Below are 26,021 nucleotides of genomic sequence, written 5' to 3'. Positions count from 1 at the left end.
CCGTACTTATTGGCTCATTTGCTATCTTACTGGTAGCAAATCAAGCACAACACGCATCCACTACCCTGCGGACCAATGCGTCAGGCGCAGCGCGCAATGTGGCATGGGAAGGGCCGTCGATCACCACAAATCGGATCTCACCACCTTCTGCCTTTTTGTCCACACGCATCAGGTCAAGGTAGCGGCCTGCGTTGTCATCAGCATCCAGGCGCGGCCCAATCACCGGCAGACCTGCTCGTTGCACCAAAGTACGCAACCGCTGCACAAATGCCGTATCCACCAATCCGAGCTCACGGGACAGCTCTGCTGCCATGACCATGCCACAACCCACCGCCTCACCATGCAACCACTTGCCATAACCCATGCCCGCCTCAATTGCGTGTCCAAAGGTATGGCCAAAATTGAGGATGGCACGCAAGCCGGATTCGCGCTCGTCCTGCCCCACCACCCAAGCTTTGATCTCGCAGCTGCGCTGTATGGCGTAAGCCAAGGCGGGAACGTCGCGCTGCAACAGCGCATCCATGTTGGCCTCTATCCAATCCAGGAAAACGAGGTCTGCAATCGGTCCGTACTTGATGACTTCCGCCAGTCCCGCACTGAGTTCGCGTGCGGGCAGGGTTTTTAAGGTGTCCAGATCACACACTACCAGCAACGGCTGGTAAAACGCACCCACCATGTTTTTGCCCAGAGGGTGGTTGATACCGGTTTTGCCCCCTACCGATGAATCGACCTGGGACAACAAGGTTGTCGGAACCTGCACGAAGGGTACGCCGCGCATGTAGCTGGCTGCAGCGAAACCCGTCATGTCCCCTACCACCCCACCGCCCAAGGCAAACAACACCGTTTTGCGGTCACAAGCGTGGGCCAGCAGGGCATCAAATATGGAGTTGAGCGTCTGCCAAGTCTTGTGTTCTTCCCCGTCGGGCAAGGTGACGACATGTACTGCCTTGTATTGCTTCAGCAAGGTAACTTGCAGGCGCTGGGCGTACAGAGGGCCGACGGTGACATTGGTCACAATCAGCGCCGTGTTGCCAGCGGGCAGTGACGCGAAGCATGCCGGGTTATCCAGCAAGGCTGGGGCAATCAGAATGGGGTAGCTGCGATCGCCCAGGTCAATGTGGACGGTCGGTGTGGATATCGGTGCTTGCATAGCACGCTAGTTTAGAGGATGCGCCCCCGCAAGCTCCAGCTGCATAACAATCATATTGACCAAGGTTCCCACCGACGGGCGGCCGGTTTCTACGGTGAAGTGGGCTGTTTCCCGGTAGAGAGGATCGCGCGCTGCGTACAGGTCCCGCAAACGGCTGACCGGGTCGTCCACTTGCAACAGCGGGCGGCTGGTATCGTGCTTGAGGCGGCGTGCAATCTCGTCTGGACTGGAGTTGAGGTAGACCACGTACCCGCGGTCATGCAGGTGCTTGCGTGTTGCGGGCCGTAACACTGCACCGCCACCGGTTGAGACCACCGCGCGGGGCAACCGCGTCAATTCGTCAAGAACGGATTCTTCAAGATCCCGAAACGACGCTTCACCATCACGCTCGAAGGCCACCCGGATCGAGCAGCCCAGGCGCTCTTCGATAACGTGATCGGAATCAAAAAAGGGAAGCTGGAGCCGTCGGGCGAGTTGTCGCCCGACGGTGGATTTACCGGAGCCGGGGAGGCCGATCAAGGCTATCACAAGAACCCCCCAAGGGCTAGGTCTCCTGTTAACAGCCTACTCTACCGTTGGCATCTGTGATGGTAATTGTGCTTGTTCCCGACTTGCCTTTGGCATCCAGCACAGTAATAGTGACCGTACGATTACCGCTATTTACCAGCGGTAAAACATCGGCGGCTGGCTGAGCAACCACAGTAGGCACACCTACTGCATCAGTGAAATCACCATCGGGCGGGACAGTATTATCGACCCCCGGAACGGCAGCTGAACATGTATTACCTCCAGTCAACGTAATCGCATACCCACTGCCATCCGCATTCCTGACAGGCGTTTGAGGTGCAAGCAATGCCGGGTTGCTACTGAATACCTGAATTCCTCCAACGGCTGAAGCTCCATAGGCTTGGATGGTAATGTTTGGAGTCGTGGCGTTTTCGGGAAAACTCAAAGTCGCAGGCTGAATGCGCAGAACGTCTTGCCCTGCCGCAGATAGCGTGAAGGTCACGCTTACAGACACATTATTGGCATCCAATACCTGCACCCCAGCAGCCGTCACAACTTGCCCGCCAACAACTTCCAGTTGATTGCCATTGACAATCCTTGCTGACAACAGCGACTCATCGATATTGACAAGGGCCCGGTAAGGTGGCGTGCCACCCGTGACCACCGCTCTAAAAATATCACCCACAAAACCAGTTAGGGCTGAAGGCGTTACGAACAAAGGTATAGAAGTTAACGAGACTGTTGTTGTGAGAGCGACGGGGGGTGAAGAAGAATCCGTCATAGTAACAATTGCGGATTGAACGGCGCCAGGACTTCCCGCGACCTGAAGAGCAGTAATTATTACGTCGTCGCCAACGATCTCCACAGAAACCGCGCGAGGGAAACTGCTGACAGCTTTGTAAGGCTTGGTACCGCCACGCAACTTGTAGGTCTGCGATCCGAGAGCTCCAGGAGCTAAGCTTAGAGCTCCAGGCGCAGTCGTGAAGAAGGTCGTACTCGATCCAGCGGTCACAGCCATGTCGAACTTGGCTCCCTTCGAGTCTTGTACCGTTACTGTAGCCAACCCTGCCGACGTTGTGCCTACTGCCAAGACGTTTTCCCCTACCAACCAACCCACTGCAACGGCAGGGTCAGAGCTAAACACTGTATACGGTTTGACGCCCCCTTGAACCGTGTACTGCTGAGTCAAACCGACTTGCAAAGTTAGAGCCGAAGGAGCAGCAACCATAAAAGACTGTACTGACCCCGAGCCCACGCCAGGAGAGCCACCGCCACCGCCGCAGGAAGCTAGCAAAAAGGCAAGTAAGAACGTCGTCAAATAGGATAAAAGGCGCATGATGAACTCGTATGTTGTCGGGTTGTATAGATTATCGCGTTGCGCCGCGATCAGAAATCAGTTTAGGCGTAATAAACACCAACAGTTCAGTCTTGCTTGTAGACCGCGCCTTTGTCTTGAACAGATTACCAACCACGGGCAATTCACCCAGAAGTGGAACCCGAGTCTCGTCTTCTTTGGTGGTTTCAGCATAGATTCCACCAATCACAACAGTGCCACCATTTTCCACTAACACTTCCGTTTTAATGTGCTTGGTGTCGATGGCGAATCCAGCAGTGGTCAAACGGCCAACCGTGTCTTTGGTGACATCCAGCTTGAGAATGATGCTGCCTTCGGGCGTGATTTGCGGCGTTACTTCCAGCTTTAAGTTGGCTTTTCGAAACGCGATGGATGTTGCGCCACTGGCTGAGGCTACCTGGTAGGGTAGTTCCTCACCTTGCTCAATGATGGCCTGGACTTGGTCCGCTGTCACCACCCGCGGGCTGGACACAACCTTGCCTTTGCCGTCAGCCTCGAGCGCTGAAATCTCAAGATTCAAAAAGCGATTTGCACTCGCGTTAAAAATAGACACCGCAAACTGAGCAGGACTGGACAGCGCTGGGTAATTAACCACCGCGGGCATTGTCAGGAACTCACCACCCGGCCCCGATGACACAATTCTTCCCTCCACTAAGCCATCAGAAGTTTTGGTGACGTTAGCATAGCTAGCGCCAAACGCCACTCGGTTGTCCCCGTTGATCTGATATCCACCATCGCCTCCTGACTTTGCCCGTGCGTCATACCCGCCAAGCTTGACGCCTAATGACTTACCAAATGTATCGGTCGCTTCCACGATACGAGCCTCAATCAATACTTGACGGACAGCAATATCCAGTTTGGCAATCAGCACCTGAATCTGTTCCAGCTTGCTGGGAATGTCGGTCACAAACAGCTGATTGGTACGCTTCTCTGCAATCACACTACCGCGGGTACTCAAGATGCGCGCAGCGCCCTTCTCACCGCCACCATCTGCACGGAAGTAGGCTGCGATTTCTTCAGCCTTTGCATAGTTAATCTGGAAAGACTGTGTCCGCAATGGTTCTAAACCTTGAACAGCAACAACTGACTCCAAATCCAGTTTTTCTTTAGCCGCAATTTCGTCCTTTGGTGCTACCCACAGTACATTCCCGCTCTTGCGCAATCCTAATCCCTTGGCCTGCAATATGATGTCAAGCGCTTGATCCCAGGGAACATCCTGCAAACGCAGCGTGACCGATCCCGAAACAGAGTCTGATGTGACAATATTGAAATTCGTGAAATCTGCAATAACCTGCAACAGTGAGCGTACTTCAATGTTCTGAAAATTCAAAGACAGCTTTTGTCCGGTGTAGCCTACGCCCTGCGTCAACTTCTTGGGGTCGATTTTGATTTCTTTGACCTCAATAACGAACTGCTCATCACTCTGGTAGGCACTGTGCTCCCATTGACCCGCCGGTTCAATGACCATGCGCACCCTATCGCCAGTCTGTGTTGTTGTTACGGACTTGATAGGCGTACCAAAGTCAGTAACGTCTAACCGTCTACGCATTCCCTCGGGCAACGTCGACTTCATAAAGTCCACCACAAGAGTTTGACCTTGTTGACGGATATCAACACCTACTTGATTATTTGGCAGCGTAACGACGACACGCCCTGCCCCATCGGTTGTACGACGGAAGTCCAGATCTTTCAATGGCGCCGAATCTCGACTTCTGCTTTCTGCAAAGGTTGACGCAACTGTCGCAGCAGGCGTGCTTGGAGAGACAGTCTCCAGCACCACTAAGAGAGACTTGCCTTGAATCTCAGCCGTGTAGGCCGTGGGGTACTTCAAATTCAGGACAACACGCGTGCGCTCGCCAGCCTGCACCACACTAGCGGACTTCAAATTGCCCTGATTAATGTCAATATTGGAGCGCCCTACTGCGCTTGTAACACCTGGAAAATCCAGGGCAATTCGCGCAGGAGACTGTATGGAAAACCCGGTCGGCACTGCTGCTAGGGCTTTACTTAGGTCAATACGAACGACCTCGGTGCCGCCTTGAACGGATGCTGTCACAGACTCAATCACGGTCTGCGCTTGGGCGTTAACACCCAATGCCAGTGCGGCCAAAAATACAAACCTATGCAACATGTGCAAACCCAATCGCTGATTTTGATTTTTCATTTAGACCTCTCTTGCAACTGCAATGTCGCCACGCGTTCTATCCACTCGCCCACTGCATCCTGCACGATTTCACGCAGCGTCACCTCGGTCTCATTGATTTTCACGACCTTGCCAAAGTTCTGCCCCAAATAGTTACCCTGCTTGACCTGGTACAACAAGTTATCGACCTTGACCAACGCGACCGGTTGACCTTCTTTTACGATGCTCCCCACCAGGCTCATTGAGTCCACGGGAAATGCCTCCAGCGGCTCCTTTCGGCGAGCCAACTCCGGAGCTACCAACGCCCCGTTGGCAACGACCTGCGCAGAGTCCCGTTTCAGCGCCTGCGTCAACTTTTCCTTACTGAATGGCTCTGTCGTGGCTGCGTTTGTATAAGATTCTGGCTTGAACTGCTTGGGCGCAGGAATAGGATCTACTTTGGGGCGCGTCTTATTTCTCTCATCAACCATCCACTGTCGAATATCGTCATCCTTTGACGCGCCACATCCACTCATCAACGCCGACGACACACACACAGCCATGAAAAAATAGGGCAACCGTTTCATTTCTTGGCCCCCTTGGTAGCTTTGCTCTGCGCTGCAACCTCGTCCTTGTCCAGATAGCGAAAGGTCTTCGCAGTGGAATCCAAAACTAGCACACCATCTGTTCTGGGCGCTATTGCCAGATTGTTGAGCGTGACAATCCGGGACAGATTTGCAATATCCGATGCAAACGCACCAATGTCGTGGTATTTACCAGTAACACGGATCGAGATAGGAAGTTCAGCGTAATAGTCCCTTACCGCAACCTGGCCCGGGCGAAAAATGTCAAACTGCAGACTACGCCCCAAACCAGCTTGGTTAATGTCGGAGAGCAAAGCATCCATTTCCGCCTTACTGGGCAACTGTTTTTCGAGCTGCGTCACATACTGGAGAACCTGCTCACGCTGCTTCTTGAGCACCTCCAGGTTGACGGCCTTGGTAAGCTTTACCTTGTAATCCGCACGAAGTTTGACCTCCTTGGCCTCTTCTTGCTTCAGGATGTCATCTTCACCCGTCAACCAGACGAACCAGAGTGCAACAACAATTAACACTGCAACCGCAAGAAACAGTGCGTAGCGTGGTATTGAGGGCCAAGAAGTAGGGTCCTTGGGATCCAACCCGCTAAACTGAGCGGCCAGCGTTCGCTGAATTTCCGCAAAATCAATTGAACCTAATGTTTTGGTAGCCATTTAGATTCCTACAAATTCTTTGCCGTGGCTGAGGCAGCCTGTACTGGACCGGACGCACCAGCAAAAGGAGCAGAGGCTGCAGCAGCCTTGGCTGCCTTTGCTGCATCACTTGCCCGGACCAAACGAACCCGGATCGTAAAATTGGACACTCGACGCTGGTCTTTAGGCGCCAGCGCAACAGTTCCCGTGACGATCTCGACCAATTCAGGCTTGGTAAACCAAGGCGTGTTGGAGGATAGATTGCGAAACAACTCCGCCACCCTTTCATTGGACTGCGCTACGCCATTGAGTGTCACAACTTGGTCGACCTGCACCAATTTGGAGATGTACACACCATCTGGCAATTGATTGACCATTTCTGTCAATAAATGCACTGGCAAATTGCGATCCGACTGCAGATCCTCAACGGCCTGTTGGCGCGCACGCAAGGCGGCAATTTCAGCTTCTAGTCCACTGATATCCTTAATTTGACCTTCCAAGCGTTTGATCTCGGTTTCCAGCGTCAAATTGGTACCCTGCTGGGCAGAAATGGCTGCTTGGTACCACAAAAACACCGCACCCGCAATCAAACCACCAAAAAGTGCAGACGCCGCCAGCGAAGCATTAAAAACATCACTACGCCGTTTGCGTGCCGCCTCGCGGTGCGGCAAGAGGTTAATCAGTATCACTGCGCAAACCTCCGAAGAGCCAAACCGCACGACGTCAAATACGACGGCGCCTCACGGGTCATTTTCTTCAAGCGCACACCATCCCCTACTTCCATCCCGTCAAAAGGATTGAGCAGACTGCAAGGGAATGTCGTGTGTTGTGTCACTGCCGCGGTCAGTCCCGGCAAGGCTGCGGACCCACCCGCCAGCATGATGTAGTCCACTTTGTTGTGCGGTGTACTGGTGAAGAAGAACTGCAGTGCGCGACCCAATTCCTGGACCATGGTCTCGATAAATGGACGCAGAACAGCCGCCTCGTAGTCTTCTGGCAACTCACCACTGCGCTTTTTGCTTTCGGCTTCTTCCTGGGAAAAGCCGTATTGGCGCACGATCAATTGCGTGAGCTGTGCACCACCAAAGGCCTGGTCCCGGTCGTACAAGACCTCGTCGTCCCGCAGCACTTGCATGCTGGTGGTCAGCGCGCCCACTTCGAACAGGGCGACGATCAAACCGGCGCCCTTGTTGGGCAAATTTTCAATAAGACGCCCTGCCGCGAGGCGAGACGCATAAGACTCGACATCTACAACCACGGGGGTCAACCCGGCAGCCTCTGCCAAGCCCTGGATGTCCTGAACTTTTTCCTTGCGGGAGGCTGCGATCAGCACCTCGACATCGCCTGCGGAGGTAGCGCTGGGGCCAATGACACAAAAGTCCAGACTCACCTCGTCCAAGGGAAAGGGGATGTATTGATTCGCTTCGTTTTCAACCTGCTGCTCTAATTCTTGGTCGGACATGCCGCCGGGCAACACGATCTTCTTCGTGATGACGGCAGAAGGTGGCAAGGCCATCGCCACATTCTTGGTCTTGGTACCGCTCTTTTTGACCAGCCGCTTCAGCGCATTGGCCACTTCTTCGAACTTTTCAATATTGCCGTCCGTGATCCATCCGCGCTCCAGCGGCTCGATGGCACAACACAACAACACCAGATTACCGGCTTTGTCACGCCCCAACTCCACCAGCTTTACACTGGAGGAACTGATATCCAACCCGAACATGGAAGCCGGTTGGCGACTGAAAAACGACCCCAATGAGATCAAAACGGTCCCCTGAAACATACCGGTCAAGCACCGGACAGACTTAAGAAATCACTTCAATGCTATCAGTAAGCACCTTGTCCCGCAAAGGTTTTTTCTGTTTTAAGCTGTTTCAAGCGTTGCCAAAAGCAGACGGTTTTTACCCGTTACCAAAATCTGACCGCAGATTTTCCAGCCAGGACTGGAACGGGCAACAATGCGTATGGCCCGTACGCCGGACTGTCCAGGACCGGATTTTTATAATGCAACGGCAACCCCTACCCGCCCCTTATGCCCTCCACTTCCAGCCAATCTGACAAAGACCCATCGACCCCACATAAACAAAAGGGCTCCACGCACTGGCTCGTTCGTTCGGTGTTGTGGGCCCTGGGCGTCATGCTTGCGGGCGCGTTTTCTGTGCTGGCGATGATTGCCATTGCGCTGGCCGTGGCATTCCCCAATCTGCCGGACATCACCGACCTGTCCGATTACCGCCCCAAGCTTCCATTGCGTGTTTATTCTGCAGAGGGAGATTTGATGGGGGAATTTGGTGAAGAGCGGCGCAACCTGACGCCGATTGCTGAAATTCCCAAGGTGATGACCAATGCGGTGTTGGCCATTGAAGATGCCCGGTTTTACCAACACGGTGGTGTGGACTATCTGGGTGTCATACGCGCCGGGCTGGCAAACGTTGGCAAGGCCAAGAGTCAGGGTGCATCGACCATCACCATGCAGGTGGCGCGCAATGTCTACCTGTCCTCTGAGAAGACATTTACCCGAAAGATTTACGAGATTCTGCTGACCTTCAAGCTGGAGCACATGCTGAGCAAGGACCAGATTCTGGAAATCTACATGAACCAGATCTTCCTAGGCAACCGAGCCTATGGCTTTGCAGCGGCGTCCGAAGCCTATTACGGCAAACCGCTGAAAGAGATCACGGTTGCAGAAGCCGCCATGCTGGCGGGCCTACCCAAGGCACCTTCCGCGTACAACCCTATCAGCAACCCGCAACGGGCGCGTATACGGCAGCGCCACATCATCGACAGAATGCTGGAGAACGGTTTCATCAGTGCCAAAGAAGCGGAGACCGCCAAAGAGCAGGAGTTGAAGATCAAGTCCGGCAACGGCAATACCCATGTCCATGCGGACTATGTCGCCGAGATGGTGCGTCAGCTCATGTACAACCAGTATGGCGACGAAACCTACACACGGGGCCTGGATGTACGCACCACGGTGCGCACCGCCGACCAGAATGCCGCTTACAAAGCACTGCGCCGCGGCATCATGGACTTCGAGCGCCGGCAGATTTACCGGGGACCGGAAAAATTTGTGGTCTTGCCGAGCAAGCCAACCGAAATGGAAGAGACCATAGACGAGGTGCTGGAAGACCACCCGGACAATGGCGATGTCATGGCGGCTGTTGTACTGGAGGCTGATAGCAAAAAAATAAAGGCCATGCGCCAGGGTGGCGCTTTGGTGGAAATAGTGGGCGACGGCCTCAAACCCGCACAGTCCGGCCTCTCGGAAAAAGCGCCTCCGAACATCAAACTGCGCAGAGGCGCCGTCATCCGTGTCGCCAAGACCGTCAAAGACACCTGGGAAATCACGCAACTTCCCGAAGTAGAAGGCGCATTTGTCGCCCTTGATCCACGCGATGGTTCGATCAAGGCCCTGGTGGGCGGTTTTGATTTCCGCAAAAACAAGTTCAACCACGTGACGCAAGCCTGGCGCCAACCCGGCTCCAGCTTCAAGCCGTTCATCTACTCTGCCGCGCTAGAGAAGGGCTTTACGCCCGCAACCGTTGTTAATGACGCGCCCTTGTTTTTTGATGCCGGCGTGACCGGCGGCCAACCCTGGGAGCCCAAGAACTACGACGGTACATTTGAAGGACCAATGAGCCTGCGCCGAGGCCTAGCCAAGTCAAAAAACATGATCTCCATCCAGATCCTGCGCTCCATCGGTACCCAGTACGCCCAAGAGTGGGTGACACGTTTCGGTTTCGATGCAGAGAAACATCCCGCCTATTTGACAATGGCCTTGGGCGCCGGCTCGGTCACGCCCATGCAAATGGTGGTCGGCTACTCCACTTTTGCCAATGGAGGTTACCGCGTGAACCCATGGCTGGTCTCCAAAGTAACTGAGCAGCGCGGCAAAGTCCTGGTTGAGTCCAAACCGCCAAGCCTGGCGGATTCTGAGCGGGTCATTGATGCCCGCAATGCTTTTCTGATGACCAGCTTGCTGCAGGAAGTCACCCGCTCAGGCACCGCTGCGCGCGCGCAAGCCACGCTCAAGCGCCCCGACGTGTATGGAAAGACCGGCACCACCAATGACTCCATGGACGCCTGGTTTGCAGGCTACAACCCCACACTCACCGCAGTCACCTGGATCGGCTACGACACCCCAAGAAAACTGGGCGATCGGGAAACGGGAGGGGGATTGAGTTTGCCGGTATGGATTTCTTTCATGGAAACCGCACTCAAGGGCGTTCCGGTCAGCGAGCCCACTGCACCAGAAGGTGTGATCCATGTGGGCAATGAGTGGTTTTACGAGGAATACGCCAGAAGTTCTGGTGTTTCAGGCGTGGGCATGGATGAGAAAACTGAACCCTTGACGGTTCCACTGCCACCGGCAGAAGAAAAGAGCAGGATTCTGGATCTGTTTCGCAATTGATCAGGCTGCAAACCGCAAGCTTTGGCCAGCCTGACCACTTGCGTGCTGGGTGAGCGCCGCAAAGAACTCGCCCTGCCCCTTGGTGTCTTGCCAGGCGCCATCCAGCCAACGGTAGTGGAAGCCACCGGCCTTGGTGGCCATCCAGATTTCGTGCAAGGGCTTTTGCTGGTTGATGACAATCTGGCTGCGGTTGGCGAAGGTAATGGTTACCATGCCGCCTACCCGCTGGTTGTCCAGATCCGCATCGGTTTCGTCGTTGATGCGATCACAACCCGTTTCCACCGCCTTGAGCAATGCTTCGGCGCGGTCCATGTATTCAGAATCAGTCATTACGTACAATTTTCACCATGTTGATCGCAAAGCAAATTCTAGTCAGTGCGCTTGTCCTTGGTGCCTGTATGTCAACGCTGACGGGTTGTGGCCAGACGGGATCGCTGTATTTGCCCCCACCGCCAAAGCCCGCCAAACCGGCGGCGAGTGCGCCATTGGCCACCACTGGCATTAGCTATATATTTTATAGCTGACTACGTAGTACTGACGGGGGCTTAAGGCCTTTTTTCTTTATGGATTGCGCCACCCGCCAGGCCAGTAGGCTGCCCAGGATGACGGCGTAAACGGCCACCTCCGCAAAATCGTTCTTGCCGGCCCGCATCCAGAAGAAGTGCACCACGGCCAGCACTGCAACCGCATACACGAGCCGGTGCAGCATCTGCCAGCGGCGTCCCCCCAAGGCCTTGATCGCCCGGTTGAAGGAAGTCAACGCCAGCGGTGTCAGCAGTACCACTGCGGTGAAGCCCACCAGAATAAAGGGCCGTTTGACGATGTCCTTGGCGATCTCGGCCACCTCAAACCCCATATCAAACCAGCTGTACGCCAACAGGTGCAGCACCGCATAGAAGTACACAAACAGGCCCGCCATGCGCCTGAACTTTGCCAACGGCGGTAAACCCGCCACGGTGCGCAGGGGCGTGATCGCCAATACCACACACAGCATACGCAAGGTCCAGTCCCCCGTGGACCGCTCCAGGGCCTCGGCCGGATTGGCGCCCAGCCAGTCAAAAACTGCCGCTATCACCAGCCAGACCAACGGCAGCAACCCCAAAACAAATGCCAATGGCTTGGCAAACCGGCTGGACAAGTAGTGGTTGATGCGTGCGCGCATGGACACGGTGCAGATCAGAAAAACTTCTTCAGGTCCATGCCCGCATACAGCTGGCCAACCTGGGCTTCGTAGCCGTTGAACATCAGCGTCTTGCGCTTCTTGGCGAACAAGCCGTCTTCGCCGATGCGTCGCTCAGTGGCCTGGCTCCAGCGGGGGTGGTCCACATTGGGGTTGACGTTGGAGTAGAAGCCGTATTCGTTGGCGGCAGCCTTGTTCCACGCTGTGCCCGGTTGTTTGTCGGTGAAGCGGATCTTGACAATGCTCTTGCCACTCTTGAAACCGTACTTCCAGGGCACGACCAGGCGCACCGGTGCACCACTCTGGTTGGGCAACACCTCGCCGTACATGCCAAAGGTCAACAAGGTGAGTGGGTGCAGGGCCTCATCCAAACGCAGGGCTTCCACATAGGGCCAGTCCAGCACGCGGGAACCGACAAAAGGCATGGTCTTGGGGTCGGCCAGTGTCACAAACTCCACATACTTGGCACTGCCCAATGGTTCAACGTGTTTGATCAGATCGGCCATCGAATACCCCACCCAGGGGATAACCATGGACCAACCCTCCACACAGCGCAGGCGGTACAGACGGTCTTCCATCGGGCTGAGCTTGAGCAAATCTTCCAGCGCCAGCTTGCCGGGCTTCTTGACCAGACCTTCGATCTCCACAGACCAGGGACTGGTCTTCAGCGTGTGCGCATTGGCCGCGGGGTCTGACTTGTCCGTGCCAAACTCGTAGAAATTGTTATAGCTGCTGGCGTCTTTGTAGGCCGTGGCCTTTTCCATGGTTGTGGCCCCCGCTACCGTAGAAGCCCGTGCGCTCAAAACAGCGTGTTTGCCGGGTCGCGGTATCGGTGATGCAGCCTGTGCCAATGCTTGGCGGGACGCCCAGGTAGCCATTGCGCCGCCAGCCACACCCGTAGCCATCAGTTTCAGGATGTCGCGCCGTTTCTCGTAGTGGGATTGCGCGGTGATTTCGCTGGAGAGTGGGTGGTTGAAACCGTTGCCTTGGGTTTTGATCAGCATGATGGGGTATTTCCTCGTTTAGAACTTGGTCGGCTAAAACTTAGTCGACTGAAGGCCCCATTTCTTACACCTAAGCAAAAGGGGCAGACCCATCCTGCGATGCATCTGCCCCTTTAGGGATGGTTGCTGGCGTTTGGTTCCGCAAAGAACCCCGCGCAGCCGTATCAACCGATGGTCTTAACGCAAACCGGCGATGTAGTCAGACACCGCCTTGATTTCACGGTCGTTCATCTTGGCAGCGATCTGGCTCATCTGCAGGCTGTTCTTGCGGCCACCGTCGCGGAAGGCAATCAACTGCGCTACAGCGTAGTCCGCATGTTGACCGCTCACACGGGGGTATTGGGAAGGAATACCGGCGCCATTGGGGCTATGGCAGCCAGCGCAGGCAGGCACCTGGCGGTCGGCAATGCCACCGCGGTAGATACGCTCACCAAGTTGCACCATGGTCTTGTCGGTGGCAGCGCCATTCTTGGCAGGCTTGCTGGCCAGCCAGTAGGAGATGTTTTTCATGTCCTGGTCGGACAGCGTAGCGGCAAAACCCTTCATGATGGGGTTGCTGCGCTTGTCCGATTTGAATTCTTGCAGTTGCTTGACCAGGTACTCAGGGTGCTGTTGCGCCAGCTTGGGGTTGGCCGGGGTGCCGGAATTGCCATCCGCACCATGGCAGGACGCGCAGACCGTTCCGAAAGCCGCTTCACCTTTGGCCAGGTCTGGCTTCACCACCGGCGCTGCAGCCTGTGCAGCGGGTGCCGATGCGGGCGCAGCGGCTGTAGAAGCGAAGGCAAAAATGGGCGAGGCTGCCGCAGTGGCGGCGATGAGCAATTGGGCGATCAACTTCATGGTGCTGCTGTAGGTCTAGTGGGCAAAACAGGGGGCATTCTACAATGCGGCTCGGGTCTCTCGCCTTATTCCATGACTACCAACACAAACTCCACTAGCTTTACCCCCCCCGCACCCAAGGCTGGGGATGGTGAAAAGACCCCTGCGGCCATCGCCTTGGGCTGGCTGCACACCGCCAAATTTCTGACCACTGCTCCAGAACTGCATTTTCTGCCACCGTTGGACCTGCCCGAAATCGCCTTCGTGGGCCGCTCCAACGCGGGCAAATCCACCTGTATTAATACGCTGACGCAACAAAAGCAGCTGGCCTTTGCCTCCAAAAAGCCGGGGCGCACCCAGCACATCAACCTGTTTGCCCTGGGCAAGCAGGGTGTGACCGACGCCATCCTGACCGACTTACCCGGCTACGGCTACGCAGCCGTGCCCAAACAGGACAAGATCCGCTGGCAGCAGGTCATGGCCAATTACCTGATCACCCGCAAGAACCTGACCGGCATTGTGCTGATGTGTGATCCACGCCACGGCCTGACCGAGTTGGACGAGATCCTGCTCGACGTGATCCGACCCCGCGTGCAGGAAGGACTCAAATTTTTGATCATCCTGACCAAATCCGACAAGCTGACCCGCAGTGAAGCCACCAAGATCCTGTCGATCACCAAGCTGCAGGCCGGTGGGGGTGAGGTGATGCTGTTCTCTGCCCCAAAACGCAAGGGCATAGACGAAGTGGCCCAGTTGTTGTGGAAATGGGCGCATCCGGTGGCCAAGGCCGAAAAGGCACCCAAAGCTGAAATTCCAGAAGCCGCAGCCGACACGGACGAATGATTGAAACCTACCAGCAGGCATTGCCCCACGGCATCACCTTGAGTTGCCGGGCTGCCGGAACGCCCGGGCGGCCGGTGCTGATTTTTCTGCATGGTTTTCCCGAAGGCGCCTTTGTCTGGGACGCACTGCTGGAACATTTCTCCAAAACTGAGAACGGCGGCTACCGTTGCGTGGCGCCCAACATGCGCGGCTTTGAAAAGTCGTCTAGCCCAACCGAGGTCAGCGCCTACCGCCCCAAATTCCTGGTACAGGACATAGCGGCCCTGGTGGCGGCAGAGACCGGCGGCACACAAGCCTTGGCATGTCTTGTCGCCCACGACTGGGGCGGTGCGGTGGCATGGAACTTTGCCAACCAACTTCCAGAATTGACCTGCAAACTCGCCATCATCAATTCGCCGCACCCCGGCACTTTTTTGCGCGAGCTCAAGAACAATACGGCGCAGCAAGCGGCCAGCGCCTACATGAACTTCCTGGTGCGCGACGATGCAGAAGCCTCGCTGACAGAAAACGACTTCGCCCGTTTGTTCAACTTCCTAACCCACGAATTTGCAGGTAACCGGGCAACGCCGTGGTTGACGGAAGCGGTCAAAGACCAATACCGCGGGGTGTGGTCACATGGCCTGCGCGGCGGTTGCAACTACTACCGGTCATCCCCTCTGCGGCCACCCCGGCCCGAAGACCCGGCCGCTGCGGCCGTTGACCTGCCACAGAGCATGTTGACCATCACACTGCCAACCCTGGTGGTCTGGGGCATGGACGATACAGCTCTGCCGCCCGTGTTGATCGAGGGACTGGAGGAATATGTGCCCGATCTGACGCTGCACAAAATCCCCGATGCCACACACTGGATCATCCATGAACAACCGGCTTTGGTGACCCGGTTGCTGCAGGACTTCTTGGGCAACGTTTAATACGGCGGCTTTTCCCCATTCGGCCTGTCCTTGAAGCGCTTGTGCACCCAGTAATACTGGGACGGCATGGTGTCGATGTAGTCTTGCAGCCGCGCATTCATCAATGCGGTATCGGCCAACAGGTCACCCGACGGAAAATCGGTCCACGCCGGCAAGACCTGAATCTCATAACCGTAAGAGGTCATCCTGGAAAGGATGGGCACCACCTTGGCCCGCCCCAGTTTTGCAAACCGGGACAAGGACGGAACCGTGGCCGTTGGCACGCCATAAAACGGCACAAACAGCGAGTCCTCGGTCCCAAAACTCATGTCAGGCAGCAGGATCAAGGGTTCGCCCTTGCGCAGCGCCTCCACGATGGGTTTGACGCCGTCCACACGGCCAAACAGTCGCATGGAACCAAAACGTTTGCGGCCGTGCAGAATCCAGGCGTCAGAAATCACGTTGGCCTGGTTGGTGTAGATCGTTGTGTACCGGCGCGCCGTTTGCTGGGTCAATGCCATGCCCACCGCATCGAGCCCAACAAAGTGGGGCAAAAAGATGACCGTTGGCGCATTGCCGTCCAGTTCTTCAATCGCACCGGTTAGCTTCAAGCGCTTGCGTGTGTACCGTGCCGGGCCGTACCACAGCCAACCACGGTCCAGCCAACTTTGCGTGAAATGGATGAATACCCGCAGGGTCTGGGCGCGCACTTCGGCCGCGGACCACTGAGGGAAACACAAATGCAAATTGGTCACCACCACCCGCCGCCGGGATGTAACCAGCACATACAGCAACAAGCCCAGCGCAGTTCCCAGGGCACGCAGCACAAACAGCGGCAGATAACCCATCCAGACCACCAGCCGCAAGACAGCACGGGTCAACACGTGCGCGCACCCCTACTCAGGGTTATCACTGGCATACAAAAGAAGGACAGCATTTTTTACAGGGCAATCGGACTGGGATAAAATCGCGCGGTCGCTGAGTTACGGAACTACTTGCAGGGCGACACACACGGTGGTGATTCTGGATTGGGTTGCCATTGTGCCTTGTCAATATCGACAATTCTGCTAAAGCGTTCGCCGAAGCCCCAAAGCCCAAGCAACGCGACTTGATGTTTTTTTGGAGCAAGCAACCATGGCGAACGATTTCCTCTTTACCTCCGAGTCTGTTTCTGAAGGCCACCCCGACAAAGTCGCGGACCAAATTTCTGACGCGATCCTGGACGCGATTTTTAAACAGGACCCCAAGTCCCGTGTGGCCGCCGAGACCCTGACCAACACCGGTCTGGTCGTGCTGGCTGGTGAGATCACCACCAATGCCCATGTGGACTACATCCAGGTGGCGCGCGACACCATCAAGCGCATCGGTTACGACAACACCGACTACGGCATCGACTACAAAGGCTGCGCCGTGCTGGTGGCCTATGACAAACAATCCAACGACATCGCCCAGGGCGTGGACCACGCGTCCGACGACCACCTGAACACCGGCGCCGGTGACCAAGGCCTGATGTTTGGCTACGCCTGCAACGAGACCCCCGAGCTGATGCCAGCGCCTATCTATTACGCCCACCGCCTGATGGAGCGCCAGGCCCAATTGCGCAAAGATGGCCGTCTGCCCTTTCTGCGTCCGGACGCCAAGAGCCAGGTCACGATGCGTTATGTGGACGGCAAGCCCCACAGCATTGACACCGTGGTGCTGTCCACCCAGCACAGCCCGGACCAGTCGGAGACCATGCACAAGATGAAGGCCTCGTTCACCGAAGCCATCATCGAAGAAATCATCAAGCCCGTGCTGCCCAAAGAGTGGCTCAAGGACACCAAATACCTGATCAACCCCACCGGCCGTTTTGTCATCGGCGGCCCGCAGGGTGATTGCGGCCTGACCGGGCGCAAGATCATTGTGGACACCTACGGCGGCGCCTGCCCCCACGGCGGTGGTGCATTCTCTGGCAAGGACCCCTCCAAGGTGGACCGCTCGGCCGCCTACGCTGCACGTTATGTGGCCAAGAACATCGTGGCGGCAGGCCTGGCACGCCAGTGCCAGATCCAGGTGGCGTATGCCATCGGCGTGGCCAAGCCCATGAACGTGACCGTGTACACCGAAGGCACCGGCGTGATCTCCGATGACAAGATCGCCGCCCTGGTCAACGAACACTTCGACCTGCGCCCCAAGGGCATCATCCAGATGCTGGACCTGCTGCGCCCCATCTACGAAAAGACCGCGGCCTACGGCCACTTTGGCCGTGAAGAGCCTGATTTCACGTGGGAACGTACGGACAAGGCCGCAGCGCTGCGTGCAGCCGCTGGCTTGTAATCGGCCATTGACGGGCACTCACGCACCCATGAAACTCCAGACACAACGCTTCATTGATCGCTGGGTAGGCCAGCTTCTGTGCGGTGCGGTGTCTGCCTGGGTGCGCTTCACGGGGCTCTTCAGTGCGCCGCCCCAACTGGCGATTTCACCCAAGAACATCCTGGTGATCCTGCTGTCCGAGATGGGCAGCATCGTGCTGGCCGGACCCATGTTTGCGCAACTGCGCCGGCAGTACCCGGGCGCGGCCATCCACATCCTGCAGCTGAAGAAAAACCAGGAAGTGACCAAGCTGCTGCAGCTGACCCAGCCACAGTACATGCACAGCCTGGACGACAGTTCGGGTGGATCACTGATCGGCGACATCATCAAAGTCAGCCTGGCCATGCGCCGCCTGGGCCTGGATGCGGTGATCGACTGCGAACTGTTTTCCCGCGTCAGCGCCCTGCTGTCCTTCACGACCGGCGCGCCGGTGCGGGTGGGCTTTACGCCGCACACCCAAGAGGGCCTGTACCGCGGCAGTTTCATCAACCACGCCATTCCGTACAACCCCTACCAGCACATCAGCAAGCAGTTTTTGTCGCTGGTGGACGCGCTGGATTCGGCCGGCAGCATGCCGCGCAACAAGGCGGCGCCCATTCGCAGCCTGCCCAGGGACACCGAACTGTCCGTGGCCTTCACGCAAGACGAACTGGCCGCCTACGCTGCCAAGCTGGTCACCGACCATCCCGTGAAGTCCGGCAAAAAACTGGTGCTGATGTACGCTGGCGGTGGCATCCTGCCCGAGCGGGCCTGGCCCGCCGAACATTACGCACGCGTCGCCCAAGGCCTGTGTGCTGCAGGATTCGCCGTAGGCCTGATCGGTCTGAAGGACGATGCCCAACTCGCCAAAGACCTCATTTCCAAAATCCGCAACGACGCCTGCATAGACCTGACCGGCTACACCCGCAGCATCCGTGAACTGCTGATGCTGATGCACGCCGCCGACCTGCTGATCACCAACGACGGCGGCCCCGGCCACTTTGCGACGTTGACCCCGATACAAACCATGGTCTTCTTTGGTCCCGAGACCGGCAAGTTATACGGCCCGCTGGGCTCGCGCAACACGGTACTGGAAAGCGGCATTGCCTGCTCGCCGTGCCTGTCAGCCTACAACCACCGCCTGACTTTCTGCGATGGCGACAACCAATGCCTCAAGCGGATCAAACCAGACCCCGTGCTGGCTGATGCGTTGGCCTTTCTGCGCGGCAACACCGACGCAGCCGCCCTGGCATGAGCGGCGCAGGCAAGGCAACGGCGCTGCAACGCGCCGTACTGTGGGCACTGGGTTTGCTGGAGCGTTACCGCTATATCAAGTTCGGCATCGTCGGTGCCAGCGGCACGGTGGTCAATTTGACGATGCTGCACATTGGGCACGAGTACATCTTCAACCACATCGAAGCGGCCTACAACAAGCCCTACATCTCGCTGGCCGTTGCCATCAGCCTGGCCACGCTGAATAACTTCACCTGGAACCGCCTGTGGACCTGGTCGGACCGGGTCAAGACGCTGGAGCAGGAAGAAAGCCCCGGCCCCGTCAGCCTGCGCCTGCTGGCCACCGAATTCGGCCAATACGCCACGGCATCCGCTTTTGGCAGCGGCCTGCAGTATGTGTTGACGCTGCTGCTGTCGGGCTCCATGGACTACCGCGTGGCCAACATCATTGCCATCCTGGCCGCCAGCGTCAGCAACTTTTTGGCGAACGACCGCTGGACCTTCAAGCGCCATAAGGAGTAGGTCGTGCAACGACCCGGCGCCCACCTCCCCTGGCTCTGGCTGGCCCTTGTGGCAGCGGCGGCGCTGACATACCTGTTGGGCCTGGGTGGCGCTTATGTGCCCACCAATGGTGATGAGATGGTCTACATCCACATCGCCCGCATGACGGCGGAGAGTGGCCATTGGCTGCCGCTGCAGTCCGAGATCATTGACACGCGCAACACCAAACCGCCGCTGCTGTTCTGGCAGGCCATGGTGGCCGGCAACTGGGGCCAAAGTTGGAGCCTGTTCGCGTTGCGCCTGCCCAGTGTGGCCTATACCTTTGCCACGGCTGCGCTGCTGGCATTCTTTGCCCACCGCATCAGTGGCCAGCTGCGCACGGCCTGTATTGCGGCGGCGCTGTACCTTTTTTTCTTCTCCACCTTCCGTTACGGCCGCGCCTACCTGACCTCAGCGCCCGAGACTTTCTGGCTGGCCCTGCCCATGTGGTGGGTGTTGTGGCTGCGCGTGCGCGGCTCCCCCACGGGAGTGTGTGCGCCAGAGTGTTCTGCTCCGTGTCCCCCGCCCGCTGTGCGGGCTCCTCCTTTACCTGCGCAGAACACTCTGGCGCACACACTCCTGACCCTCGACCTCAACTGGCGCGCCTTCACGCTGATCGGTATTGCCATGGGCCTAGGCTCGGCCTACAAATCCTTCGCGCTGGTAGCACCTGCCGCCGCGGCCGTGTGGTGCGCTTGGCTGGCCAGTGCGCCACGGTTGACCTGGCCACTCGTCATACGCGCCACGGTGGGCCTGGCCTGGAGCACGGCGCTGGCGCTGGGCATTTTTGCGCTGTGGTTTGTGCTGGACCCGGACCCGGCCTCGGTGTGGCAGGAGTTTGTGCTGGCCGAAAACGCCGGCAAGATGTCGAACACCCAGGGCTACTGGCACGCTGCGCTGTTTGGCGCCTACCCCATGTGGACGCAGTTGCTGGCCTACCCGGTCAACGCCGGTCTGCTGTTTTTCACCGTGCTAGGCCTGGGCTGGGTGGCGCTCAAGGTGGCCTTCCAACGCCAGACCTATGTGCAACTGACACCCACCGCGCGTGTACTGCTGGCCTGGCTGGTGGTGTGGCTCATCGTGTTCACAATCCCCAGCCAGCGCTCCGAGCGTTACCTGATTCCCGCCATGCCCGCCATCGCCATTGCGATGGCACTGGCCTGGGACCGGTTGGCCAAAGCCTGGTTCTGGATCACACTAGCCTTTGCGGTACCGGCACTGGTGATGCTTGCGCGTGTGGCCTGGGTCATGGGGGACCTGCAGATCGCCACCGGCCAACAAGTTACTATGACTTTGATAGCGTTAGGTATAGGTTTGGCGGGGGCTAGCGCCGGATTTCTCATAAGCCGCTGGTCCAAACCGGCTACTTTGCTGGTGGTACTGGCCGTGTACGCCAGCTTTGGCCTGATGGTGCAACCCCTGGGCACCGGTACCGCGGGCTACGCTGCGGCGGTCAAGGACCTGGTCAAAAACAAACGCGTGGCCGTGCCCAACGGTTTTACCGGACAGTTTGAACGCTTCCACTTCGTCCTGCCCGGCGCGCATATCACACCGTATGACGCAGAGGGCCGCAACACCGGGGCCTTCCGACCCGAGATGCCACCCGTGGAGCGGCTCGACTTTTTGCTGAACCAGTTTGACGCCGTGGTTTGGATTCAAGAAGGCCTGGACCAGCCCCAACCGAGCTGTCTGCCGCGCTGCACGCTGCTGGGTTCGCGCTGGCATGTCAAAAGCCGGCACAAGGCCGGCGAAGTCACGCTGCAGAATCTGTGGCAACCCAATGAATGGCTGTTCCGGCGCGAATGGCTGATCACCCGCACCCAGCCGTAAACACTGCGCCCGGACACTCCTGCACATCAGGAAAACTCGCCTAAACATTCTTGTTTTTGCGAAGTATTTAGACGATTTCATCAGCGTAAACATGGCGAGACCACACTAGACTTTGCCCATGCTGCGCGCTCGCACTTTGCAGACGCAGCCTGTAGGTCGCCCTGTTTGGGTGGCAAATCTCTAACTTCAAAGGTCCTATATGCAAACGATCGCCCCCCTCTGGCTGTGGGCCACTTTTGGTGGCATTGTGCTGGTGTCGCTGTTTATCGACTTTGTCGTGCTCAAGAAGCAGGGCTCGCACGACATTGGTGTCAAAGAGGCGCTGAACTGGTCCATGGTCTGGATCGCACTCAGTTTCCTGTTCAACGGCCTTTTCTGGTGGGCGGTGAAGGACAGTACGGGCTCAACCGAAATAGCCAACACCAAGTCGCTGGAATTTTTGACCGGCTATCTGATTGAAAAATCATTGGCCGTGGACAACATCTTTTTGTTCCTGATGATCTTCACCTACTTTGCGGTGCCCACGCAGTACCAGAAGCGCGTGCTGATGATCGGCATCGTCGGAGCCATCGTTCTGCGGTCCATCATGATTCTGGTCGGTGGATGGCTGCTGGCCCAGTTTCATTGGATTTTGTACGTGTTTGGCGCCTTCCTGATACTGACCGGCGTGAAGATGTGGCTGGCGGCTGACCACGAAGCAGAATTGGACGACAACCCGGCGCTCAAGCTGCTGCGCAAATTCATGCATGTGAGCAAAAACTACGATGGCGAAAAGTTCTGGACGGTAGAAAACGGCAAGAAAGTTGCCACGCCACTCTTCATGGTGATCTGCATGGTTGCATTGACCGATGTCATTTTTGCGGTGGATTCAATCCCGGCGATTTTTGCCATCACCAGTGATCCGTTTATTGTGCTGACCAGCAATATATTCGCCATCTTGGGCCTGCGCGCAATGTACTTTCTGCTGGCAGCCGTAGCCAACAAGTTCCACCTGTTGAACTACGGCCTGGCGGTGATCCTGGTGTTCATTGGTACCAAGATGTGTATCGTCGACTTTTACAAAATACCGGTACTGGTCTCACTGGGAGTTGTGGTCGGTATCCTGGCGCTGACTATGGTGCTGAGCGTACGCAGTGCCAAGTCCAGTACCAAGGCCTGAAACGGGGCTACAGCGCGGGCTGCAACAACCGCTGCACCAGCGGGTGTTGCACCTTCTTTTCTGTGCCGATGGCGAAAAAGTGCTCGATGACACCGTCGCACGGTCCAATACGTTGCACGGCGTAGTGGGTCAGCAGATCGTCGTGGGCCCATTCGGCCGCCGGAAATACGCCCATGCCACTGGCCCCAAAGGTCTTGAGCAGGGCACTGTCGGCAAATTCACCCACTACGCGCGGCCGTAACGCACGCTGTTCAAACCAAAGGTCCAGCCGGTCACGCAATGCGGTATGGGCCGTGGGCAATAACAGCGGCACTTCAGCAAGGCAGGCCGGAAAGTCTTTCCGCGCCAAAGTGGCAATGGTCGGCGTTCCGTACCACGCGATGGTGGAGGACCCCAGTGCGTGGCTGTATAGCTTGATGTTGGGGTTGGCGGGCGCGGGACGGTCTGACAAAACGACGTCCAGCCGATGCAGGGCCAGGTCACCCAATAGATCGCCAAAATTCCCCTCGTGGCATAACAGATGTAAATGGGGCTCCGCTACCACGGGCTGGATCAGGCGACGCACCACCAGCTTGGGCAGTCCATCACAAATGCCAACAGACAGACGCACAGAGGGCGCGCTGACCGCGTCACGTATCCGTGCGGGCAGGTTTTCGCCCAACTGAAAGATGTGGTCCGCTTGCTGCATGGCCGCCCGCCCTGCATCTGTCAGCACCAACCCACGCCCGGCCGGCTTCAGCAGGGCATACCCCAGTGATCGCTCCAGCTCACGCACCTGTGCACTTACGGTTTGCACCGCCATGTCCAGCTTTTCCGCCGCGCGCGAGATGCCACCTTCCTTGGCGACTACCCAGAAGTAGTACAGATGCTTGTAATTGAAAGGGGCACTCATGGTCAGTTTTTTTGGGATTAACGATAAGAAATTATCTGCTTTTTAGGAATTGATTTACAGAATACCGTTGCGCCTTTGATTTGACAGAAGGTACAACACATGAAATGTCCTCACTGCGCCGACTCCACATTGGTAATGACCGATCGGCAAGGCGTTGAAATTGACTACTGCCCCACGTGCAGGGGCATCTGGCTTGACCGCGGAGAACTCGACAAGCTCTTGGATAGAGCAGCCTCCGCGCCTGCCCCCGCCGCAGCGGCAGTGCACACGACGCGGCGCACCCACCAACCCGACTTTGAAGATTCAGACTACCGGGGGATTCAACGCCACCCGCGGGATCGCAAAAAGTCGTGGTTGAGCGAGATCTTTGACTGACTGAGAACGTAGGTGCAAAGCTTTTTCGATCCCGCCATTCTGTTCTTTGTCTTTGGCATTCTGGCCGGCTCGTTGAGATCCAATCTGGAAATACCGCCGCAGATATCGCGTTTCCTCTCTTTGTACCTACTCATGGCGTTGGGGCTCAAAGGTGGTTTTGCCCTGGCGCAGTCCGGTTTGACGGCGGACGTGCTCATAAGCCTGGGCGCTGCACTGGGTATGGCCATTGCGGTGCCCTTGTTGGGGTACATGGTGTTGCGCAGATTCTTGAGCGGCTTTGACGCCGCAGCCATCGCAGCCACCTACGGATCTGTCAGTGCGGTTACGTTTATCACCGCCGTACAGTACCTTGACAACCATGGCATCCAGTTTGGCGGCCACATGGCGGCGGCCATGGCACTCATGGAGTCCCCTGCAATCGTATTGGCTGTAGTGCTGGCCAACCATGCACGCCAAAGAAATGCCTCAGCAACTTCCATCGGCGTGCTCGGCGCCAACCCTCCACCGCTTGGACGCGTCCTCCACGAAGCACTGACTGACGGGGCCCAACTCTTGCTGCTCGGCGCAATGCTAATCGGCATGCTGACCGGCGAAGCGGGCCAAGCCGCGATGAAGCCTTTCTCGGTTGACCTGTTCAAGGGCATGCTGGCCTTCTTCCTGCTGGACATGGGCCTGCTGGCCGCGCGCAACATGGGCAAACTCAAAGAGCAGTCTGCCTGGCTGCTGGTGTACGCCATTGCCGCACCCCTGGTGCATGCGGGCATTGCACTGTGCCTGGGATGGGCGTTGGACATGTCGAGTGGCAACGTAGCGCTGCTGATGGTGCTGTCGGCCAGTGCGTCCTACATCGCTGTACCAGCAGTCATTCGCCATGCCATTCCAGAGGCCAATCCCACGCTGTACTTCGGGCTGTCGTTGGGCTTGACGTTTCCGTTCAACATCCTGGTCGGCATACCACTCTATGTGCATGTGGCGCAACGTTGGCTTTGACAATGCCGGAATTCTGGTGTTGATTGTTACTTGCCATCCAGGGGCATTGCGGACGACCTGCAGCTGCGCAGCCGAAAGCAAATGACGAACGCGGTCGGTCAAACACTCCCCGTCTGCGCCAGCTTGCGCAAACTGTCCCGGTAGCGCCGGCTCACCGGCACCTGCCCCCCATCGCGCATACAGGCGCGGGCATCCCCCGAATCCAGCGGCTCGATCTCCTGCACGTAGTCCAGGTTGACGATGTAGCTGCGGTGCACGCGCACAAAACGCGCCGGGTCCAGCCGCGCCTCGATGGCGGCCATCGTGGCACGCAACGGGTAGTCATGGGACCGCACCCGCAGGTTGACGTAATTGCCCCAGGCCTGCAGCCACTCCACCTCGGCGGCGGGCAGCAGGTATTCCTTGCCCAGCTTGCGCACCAGAAAACGCTCCGGCCGCTCCACCGGCTCCACCGCAGGACCGTCGTCTGGAGCATCGAGCAAGCTGGCCTCTCCCTGCAGACGCAGCAGCAGCAGACGGTACAGGGCCACTAGTATCAATATGGAGCTGTAGCTGCGGGCGTCTTTCAGGTACTCGTAAAACAGCTCTAGCGGCCAGTTACCAAACCCATAGTCCGCACCCTGACTGGCATAAGCCAGCTTGCGCAGGCCCACCATGGCCAGCACGTGGACAACGCTGAAAACCACACTGGCCATCACATGCCAGCGCCAATTGGCCCGCCAGCTCTCCCACTGGAAGGGGAAACGCCGCTCAAAAGCGATGACCGCCGGCACCAGAGCCAACAACACCAGGTTGCTGCTCCACTCCCAAACCACCGGCTCCCAGCGCGCAAAGCCCAGGCCGATGCGGGAAATGTCCAGCCAGACGGTCAGGCTGTTCAGCGTGGCCTGGCCGCAAAACAGCAGGACCCAAAGCGCCGGTTCGACAACATGTTGCCAAGGCCGATAACGCGCCAGCCAAGCCTGGGCGTCTGCGGGTGGAGGATTTGAATGGTTTGCCATGCGGGCGATGGTAGCGACGACTAGCCCGCAAGCGCCGAAATTCGTCCCCCAGCGCCCTCCACTGGTCCCTTTGAGCCCCCAAACCGTCACATTTGGCCCCGCCAGGGTCCAGCCGCCCCTAATCTCGCGTCCTTTTCCACCTCAACCTCCATCCAC

General features: G+C 57.4%; 26 protein-coding genes. 11 read left to right on the top strand and 15 right to left on the bottom strand.

Annotated features, from left to right (window positions below):
- Nucleotides 1–40 precede the first annotated feature (40 nt).
- The 8 genes from aroB to HZ993_RS20805 are packed head-to-tail and all read right to left on the bottom strand — an operon-like array spanning nt 41 to nt 8,129.
- Complete coding sequence (gene aroB / locus HZ993_RS20840; protein ID WP_209394612.1) at nt 41–1,150, bottom strand: 3-dehydroquinate synthase; 1,110 nt, start codon at nt 1,148–1,150, stop codon at nt 41–43.
- Nucleotides 1,151–1,156: 6 nt separating this feature from the next.
- Nucleotides 1,157–1,666 carry a shikimate kinase gene (locus HZ993_RS20835; RefSeq protein ID WP_209398664.1) on the bottom strand — a complete coding sequence of 170 codons (510 nt, stop codon included), beginning with the start codon at nt 1,664–1,666 and terminating at the stop codon, nt 1,157–1,159.
- 40 nt (nt 1,667–1,706) lie between these two features.
- A complete protein-coding gene (locus HZ993_RS20830) occupies nt 1,707–2,993 on the bottom strand; it encodes a hypothetical protein (RefSeq protein WP_209394611.1) in 1,287 nt (428 codons plus the stop codon).
- Nucleotides 2,994–3,024: 31 nt separating this feature from the next.
- On the bottom strand, nt 3,025–5,175 hold the full coding sequence (gene pilQ / locus HZ993_RS20825; RefSeq protein WP_209394610.1) for a type IV pilus secretin PilQ: 2,151 nt from the start codon (nt 5,173–5,175) through the stop codon (nt 3,025–3,027).
- Nucleotides 5,172–5,720 carry a pilus assembly protein PilP gene (locus tag HZ993_RS20820; protein ID WP_209394609.1) on the bottom strand — a complete coding sequence of 183 codons (549 nt, stop codon included), beginning with the start codon at nt 5,718–5,720 and terminating at the stop codon, nt 5,172–5,174. The genes pilQ and HZ993_RS20820 overlap by 4 nt, the downstream gene beginning before the upstream one ends.
- On the bottom strand, nt 5,717–6,385 hold the full coding sequence (locus tag HZ993_RS20815) for a type 4a pilus biogenesis protein PilO (protein ID WP_209394608.1): 669 nt from the start codon (nt 6,383–6,385) through the stop codon (nt 5,717–5,719). Before HZ993_RS20815 ends, HZ993_RS20820 begins: the two co-directional genes overlap by 4 nt.
- Before the next feature lie 8 nt (nt 6,386–6,393).
- A complete protein-coding gene (locus HZ993_RS20810; protein WP_209394607.1) occupies nt 6,394–7,053 on the bottom strand; it encodes a PilN domain-containing protein in 660 nt (219 codons plus the stop codon).
- Complete coding sequence (locus HZ993_RS20805) at nt 7,050–8,129, bottom strand: pilus assembly protein PilM (RefSeq protein WP_209394606.1); 1,080 nt, start codon at nt 8,127–8,129, stop codon at nt 7,050–7,052. Before HZ993_RS20805 ends, HZ993_RS20810 begins: the two co-directional genes overlap by 4 nt.
- A gap of 267 nt (nt 8,130–8,396) precedes the next feature.
- Here HZ993_RS20805 and HZ993_RS20800 point away from each other — a divergent pair, with 267 nt between their 5' ends.
- Complete coding sequence (locus HZ993_RS20800; RefSeq protein ID WP_209394605.1) at nt 8,397–10,775, top strand: penicillin-binding protein 1A; 2,379 nt, start codon at nt 8,397–8,399, stop codon at nt 10,773–10,775.
- Here the strand turns inward: HZ993_RS20800 and cyaY are convergent, their stop codons facing one another.
- Nucleotides 10,776–11,105 (bottom strand): iron donor protein CyaY, encoded by a 330-nt coding sequence (gene cyaY, locus HZ993_RS20795; protein WP_209394604.1) that lies wholly within the window; start codon nt 11,103–11,105, stop codon nt 10,776–10,778. It lies immediately after the preceding gene.
- Between cyaY and HZ993_RS25130 the strand changes: the two genes are divergently transcribed.
- On the top strand, nt 11,069–11,299 hold the full coding sequence (locus HZ993_RS25130) for a lipoprotein (RefSeq protein WP_371816946.1): 231 nt from the start codon (nt 11,069–11,071) through the stop codon (nt 11,297–11,299). The two genes, cyaY and HZ993_RS25130, sit on opposite strands and share 37 nt — an antisense overlap.
- Here HZ993_RS25130 and HZ993_RS20790 read toward each other — a convergent pair.
- The 3 genes from HZ993_RS20790 to HZ993_RS20780 all read right to left on the bottom strand — a co-directional run bounded on the left by HZ993_RS20790 (nt 11,290) and on the right by HZ993_RS20780 (nt 13,799).
- On the bottom strand, nt 11,290–11,937 hold the full coding sequence (locus tag HZ993_RS20790; RefSeq protein WP_209398662.1) for a sulfite oxidase heme-binding subunit YedZ: 648 nt from the start codon (nt 11,935–11,937) through the stop codon (nt 11,290–11,292). The two genes, HZ993_RS25130 and HZ993_RS20790, sit on opposite strands and share 10 nt — an antisense overlap.
- A gap of 14 nt (nt 11,938–11,951) precedes the next feature.
- Complete coding sequence (gene msrP / locus HZ993_RS20785) at nt 11,952–12,959, bottom strand: protein-methionine-sulfoxide reductase catalytic subunit MsrP (RefSeq protein WP_209394603.1); 1,008 nt, start codon at nt 12,957–12,959, stop codon at nt 11,952–11,954.
- Nucleotides 12,960–13,136: 177 nt separating this feature from the next.
- Nucleotides 13,137–13,799, bottom strand: a complete 663-nt coding sequence (locus HZ993_RS20780) for a cytochrome c (protein ID WP_209394602.1) — start codon at nt 13,797–13,799, stop codon at nt 13,137–13,139.
- A 72-nt stretch (nt 13,800–13,871) separates the two neighbouring features.
- Between HZ993_RS20780 and yihA the strand changes: the two genes are divergently transcribed.
- Nucleotides 13,872–14,621 (top strand): ribosome biogenesis GTP-binding protein YihA/YsxC, encoded by a 750-nt coding sequence (yihA, locus tag HZ993_RS20775; RefSeq protein WP_209394601.1) that lies wholly within the window; start codon nt 13,872–13,874, stop codon nt 14,619–14,621.
- A complete protein-coding gene (locus tag HZ993_RS20770; protein WP_209394600.1) occupies nt 14,618–15,532 on the top strand; it encodes an alpha/beta fold hydrolase in 915 nt (304 codons plus the stop codon). The genes yihA and HZ993_RS20770 overlap by 4 nt, the downstream gene beginning before the upstream one ends.
- Here HZ993_RS20770 and HZ993_RS20765 read toward each other — a convergent pair.
- Entirely contained in the window at nt 15,529–16,395 is an 867-nt protein-coding gene (locus tag HZ993_RS20765) for a lipid A biosynthesis acyltransferase (protein ID WP_209394599.1), read from the bottom strand. The two genes, HZ993_RS20770 and HZ993_RS20765, sit on opposite strands and share 4 nt — an antisense overlap.
- Nucleotides 16,396–16,645: 250 nt before the next feature.
- Between HZ993_RS20765 and metK the strand changes: the two genes are divergently transcribed.
- From metK to HZ993_RS20740, 5 genes are all read left to right on the top strand, one after another.
- Nucleotides 16,646–17,827: a methionine adenosyltransferase gene (gene metK, locus HZ993_RS20760; RefSeq protein WP_209394598.1), complete on the top strand. Its 1,182-nt coding sequence runs from the start codon at nt 16,646–16,648 to the stop codon at nt 17,825–17,827.
- 28 nt (nt 17,828–17,855) lie between these two features.
- Nucleotides 17,856–19,100 carry a glycosyltransferase family 9 protein gene (locus tag HZ993_RS20755; RefSeq protein ID WP_209394597.1) on the top strand — a complete coding sequence of 415 codons (1,245 nt, stop codon included), beginning with the start codon at nt 17,856–17,858 and terminating at the stop codon, nt 19,098–19,100.
- A complete protein-coding gene (locus HZ993_RS20750; protein WP_209394596.1) occupies nt 19,097–19,600 on the top strand; it encodes a GtrA family protein in 504 nt (167 codons plus the stop codon). Before HZ993_RS20755 ends, HZ993_RS20750 begins: the two co-directional genes overlap by 4 nt.
- A gap of 3 nt (nt 19,601–19,603) precedes the next feature.
- Nucleotides 19,604–21,448 carry a hypothetical protein gene (locus HZ993_RS20745; RefSeq protein WP_209394595.1) on the top strand — a complete coding sequence of 615 codons (1,845 nt, stop codon included), beginning with the start codon at nt 19,604–19,606 and terminating at the stop codon, nt 21,446–21,448.
- A gap of 199 nt (nt 21,449–21,647) precedes the next feature.
- Nucleotides 21,648–22,607: a TerC family protein gene (locus HZ993_RS20740; protein WP_209394594.1), complete on the top strand. Its 960-nt coding sequence runs from the start codon at nt 21,648–21,650 to the stop codon at nt 22,605–22,607.
- Nucleotides 22,608–22,614: 7 nt separating this feature from the next.
- On the opposite strand, the gene HZ993_RS20735 is transcribed toward HZ993_RS20740, so the two are convergent.
- Nucleotides 22,615–23,499 (bottom strand): LysR family transcriptional regulator, encoded by an 885-nt coding sequence (locus HZ993_RS20735; protein WP_209394593.1) that lies wholly within the window; start codon nt 23,497–23,499, stop codon nt 22,615–22,617.
- Between the two features lie 99 nt (nt 23,500–23,598).
- Here HZ993_RS20735 and HZ993_RS20730 point away from each other — a divergent pair, with 99 nt between their 5' ends.
- The gene (locus HZ993_RS20730) at nt 23,599–23,874 is read left to right on the top strand and encodes a zf-TFIIB domain-containing protein (RefSeq protein ID WP_209394592.1); all 276 of its coding nucleotides are present in this window, start codon (nt 23,599–23,601) and stop codon (nt 23,872–23,874) included.
- A gap of 12 nt (nt 23,875–23,886) precedes the next feature.
- Nucleotides 23,887–24,864: a sodium-dependent bicarbonate transport family permease gene (locus tag HZ993_RS20725; protein ID WP_209394591.1), complete on the top strand. Its 978-nt coding sequence runs from the start codon at nt 23,887–23,889 to the stop codon at nt 24,862–24,864.
- Between the two features lie 98 nt (nt 24,865–24,962).
- On the opposite strand, the gene HZ993_RS20720 is transcribed toward HZ993_RS20725, so the two are convergent.
- Nucleotides 24,963–25,865, bottom strand: coding sequence for a LytTR family DNA-binding domain-containing protein (locus tag HZ993_RS20720; protein WP_209394590.1), 903 nt, complete (start codon nt 25,863–25,865; stop codon nt 24,963–24,965).
- Between the last annotated feature and the right edge of the window lie 156 nt (nt 25,866–26,021).

The sequence above is a fragment of the Rhodoferax sp. AJA081-3 genome (assembly GCF_017798165.1).
Lineage (GTDB): Bacteria > Pseudomonadota > Gammaproteobacteria > Burkholderiales > Burkholderiaceae_C > Allorhodoferax.
Note: the sequence above shows the minus strand (reverse complement) of the source record. Positions and strands in the feature narration are given on the sequence as shown.

Coding starts and splice junctions, on each gene's coding strand:
- cyaY (WP_209394604.1), bottom strand. CDS start 11,105: ATGACTGATTCTGAATACATGGACCGCGCCGAAGCATTGCTCAAGGCG.
- HZ993_RS20815 (WP_209394608.1), bottom strand. CDS start 6,385: ATGGCTACCAAAACATTAGGTTCAATTGATTTTGCGGAAATTCAGCGA.
- HZ993_RS20750 (WP_209394596.1), top strand. CDS start 19,097: ATGAGCGGCGCAGGCAAGGCAACGGCGCTGCAACGCGCCGTACTGTGG.
- HZ993_RS20800 (WP_209394605.1), top strand. CDS start 8,397: ATGCCCTCCACTTCCAGCCAATCTGACAAAGACCCATCGACCCCACAT.
- pilQ (WP_209394610.1), bottom strand. CDS start 5,175: ATGAAAAATCAAAATCAGCGATTGGGTTTGCACATGTTGCATAGGTTT.
- HZ993_RS20770 (WP_209394600.1), top strand. CDS start 14,618: ATGATTGAAACCTACCAGCAGGCATTGCCCCACGGCATCACCTTGAGT.
- HZ993_RS20830 (WP_209394611.1), bottom strand. CDS start 2,993: ATGCGCCTTTTATCCTATTTGACGACGTTCTTACTTGCCTTTTTGCTA.
- HZ993_RS20720 (WP_209394590.1), bottom strand. CDS start 25,865: ATGGCAAACCATTCAAATCCTCCACCCGCAGACGCCCAGGCTTGGCTG.
- HZ993_RS20730 (WP_209394592.1), top strand. CDS start 23,599: ATGAAATGTCCTCACTGCGCCGACTCCACATTGGTAATGACCGATCGG.
- HZ993_RS20740 (WP_209394594.1), top strand. CDS start 21,648: ATGCAAACGATCGCCCCCCTCTGGCTGTGGGCCACTTTTGGTGGCATT.
- HZ993_RS20820 (WP_209394609.1), bottom strand. CDS start 5,720: ATGAAACGGTTGCCCTATTTTTTCATGGCTGTGTGTGTGTCGTCGGCG.
- HZ993_RS20780 (WP_209394602.1), bottom strand. CDS start 13,799: ATGAAGTTGATCGCCCAATTGCTCATCGCCGCCACTGCGGCAGCCTCG.
- HZ993_RS20735 (WP_209394593.1), bottom strand. CDS start 23,499: ATGAGTGCCCCTTTCAATTACAAGCATCTGTACTACTTCTGGGTAGTC.
- HZ993_RS20790 (WP_209398662.1), bottom strand. CDS start 11,937: ATGCGCGCACGCATCAACCACTACTTGTCCAGCCGGTTTGCCAAGCCA.
- aroB (WP_209394612.1), bottom strand. CDS start 1,150: ATGCAAGCACCGATATCCACACCGACCGTCCACATTGACCTGGGCGAT.
- HZ993_RS25130 (WP_371816946.1), top strand. CDS start 11,069: ATGCTTCGGCGCGGTCCATGTATTCAGAATCAGTCATTACGTACAATT.
- msrP (WP_209394603.1), bottom strand. CDS start 12,959: ATGCTGATCAAAACCCAAGGCAACGGTTTCAACCACCCACTCTCCAGC.
- yihA (WP_209394601.1), top strand. CDS start 13,872: ATGACTACCAACACAAACTCCACTAGCTTTACCCCCCCCGCACCCAAG.
- HZ993_RS20755 (WP_209394597.1), top strand. CDS start 17,856: ATGAAACTCCAGACACAACGCTTCATTGATCGCTGGGTAGGCCAGCTT.
- metK (WP_209394598.1), top strand. CDS start 16,646: ATGGCGAACGATTTCCTCTTTACCTCCGAGTCTGTTTCTGAAGGCCAC.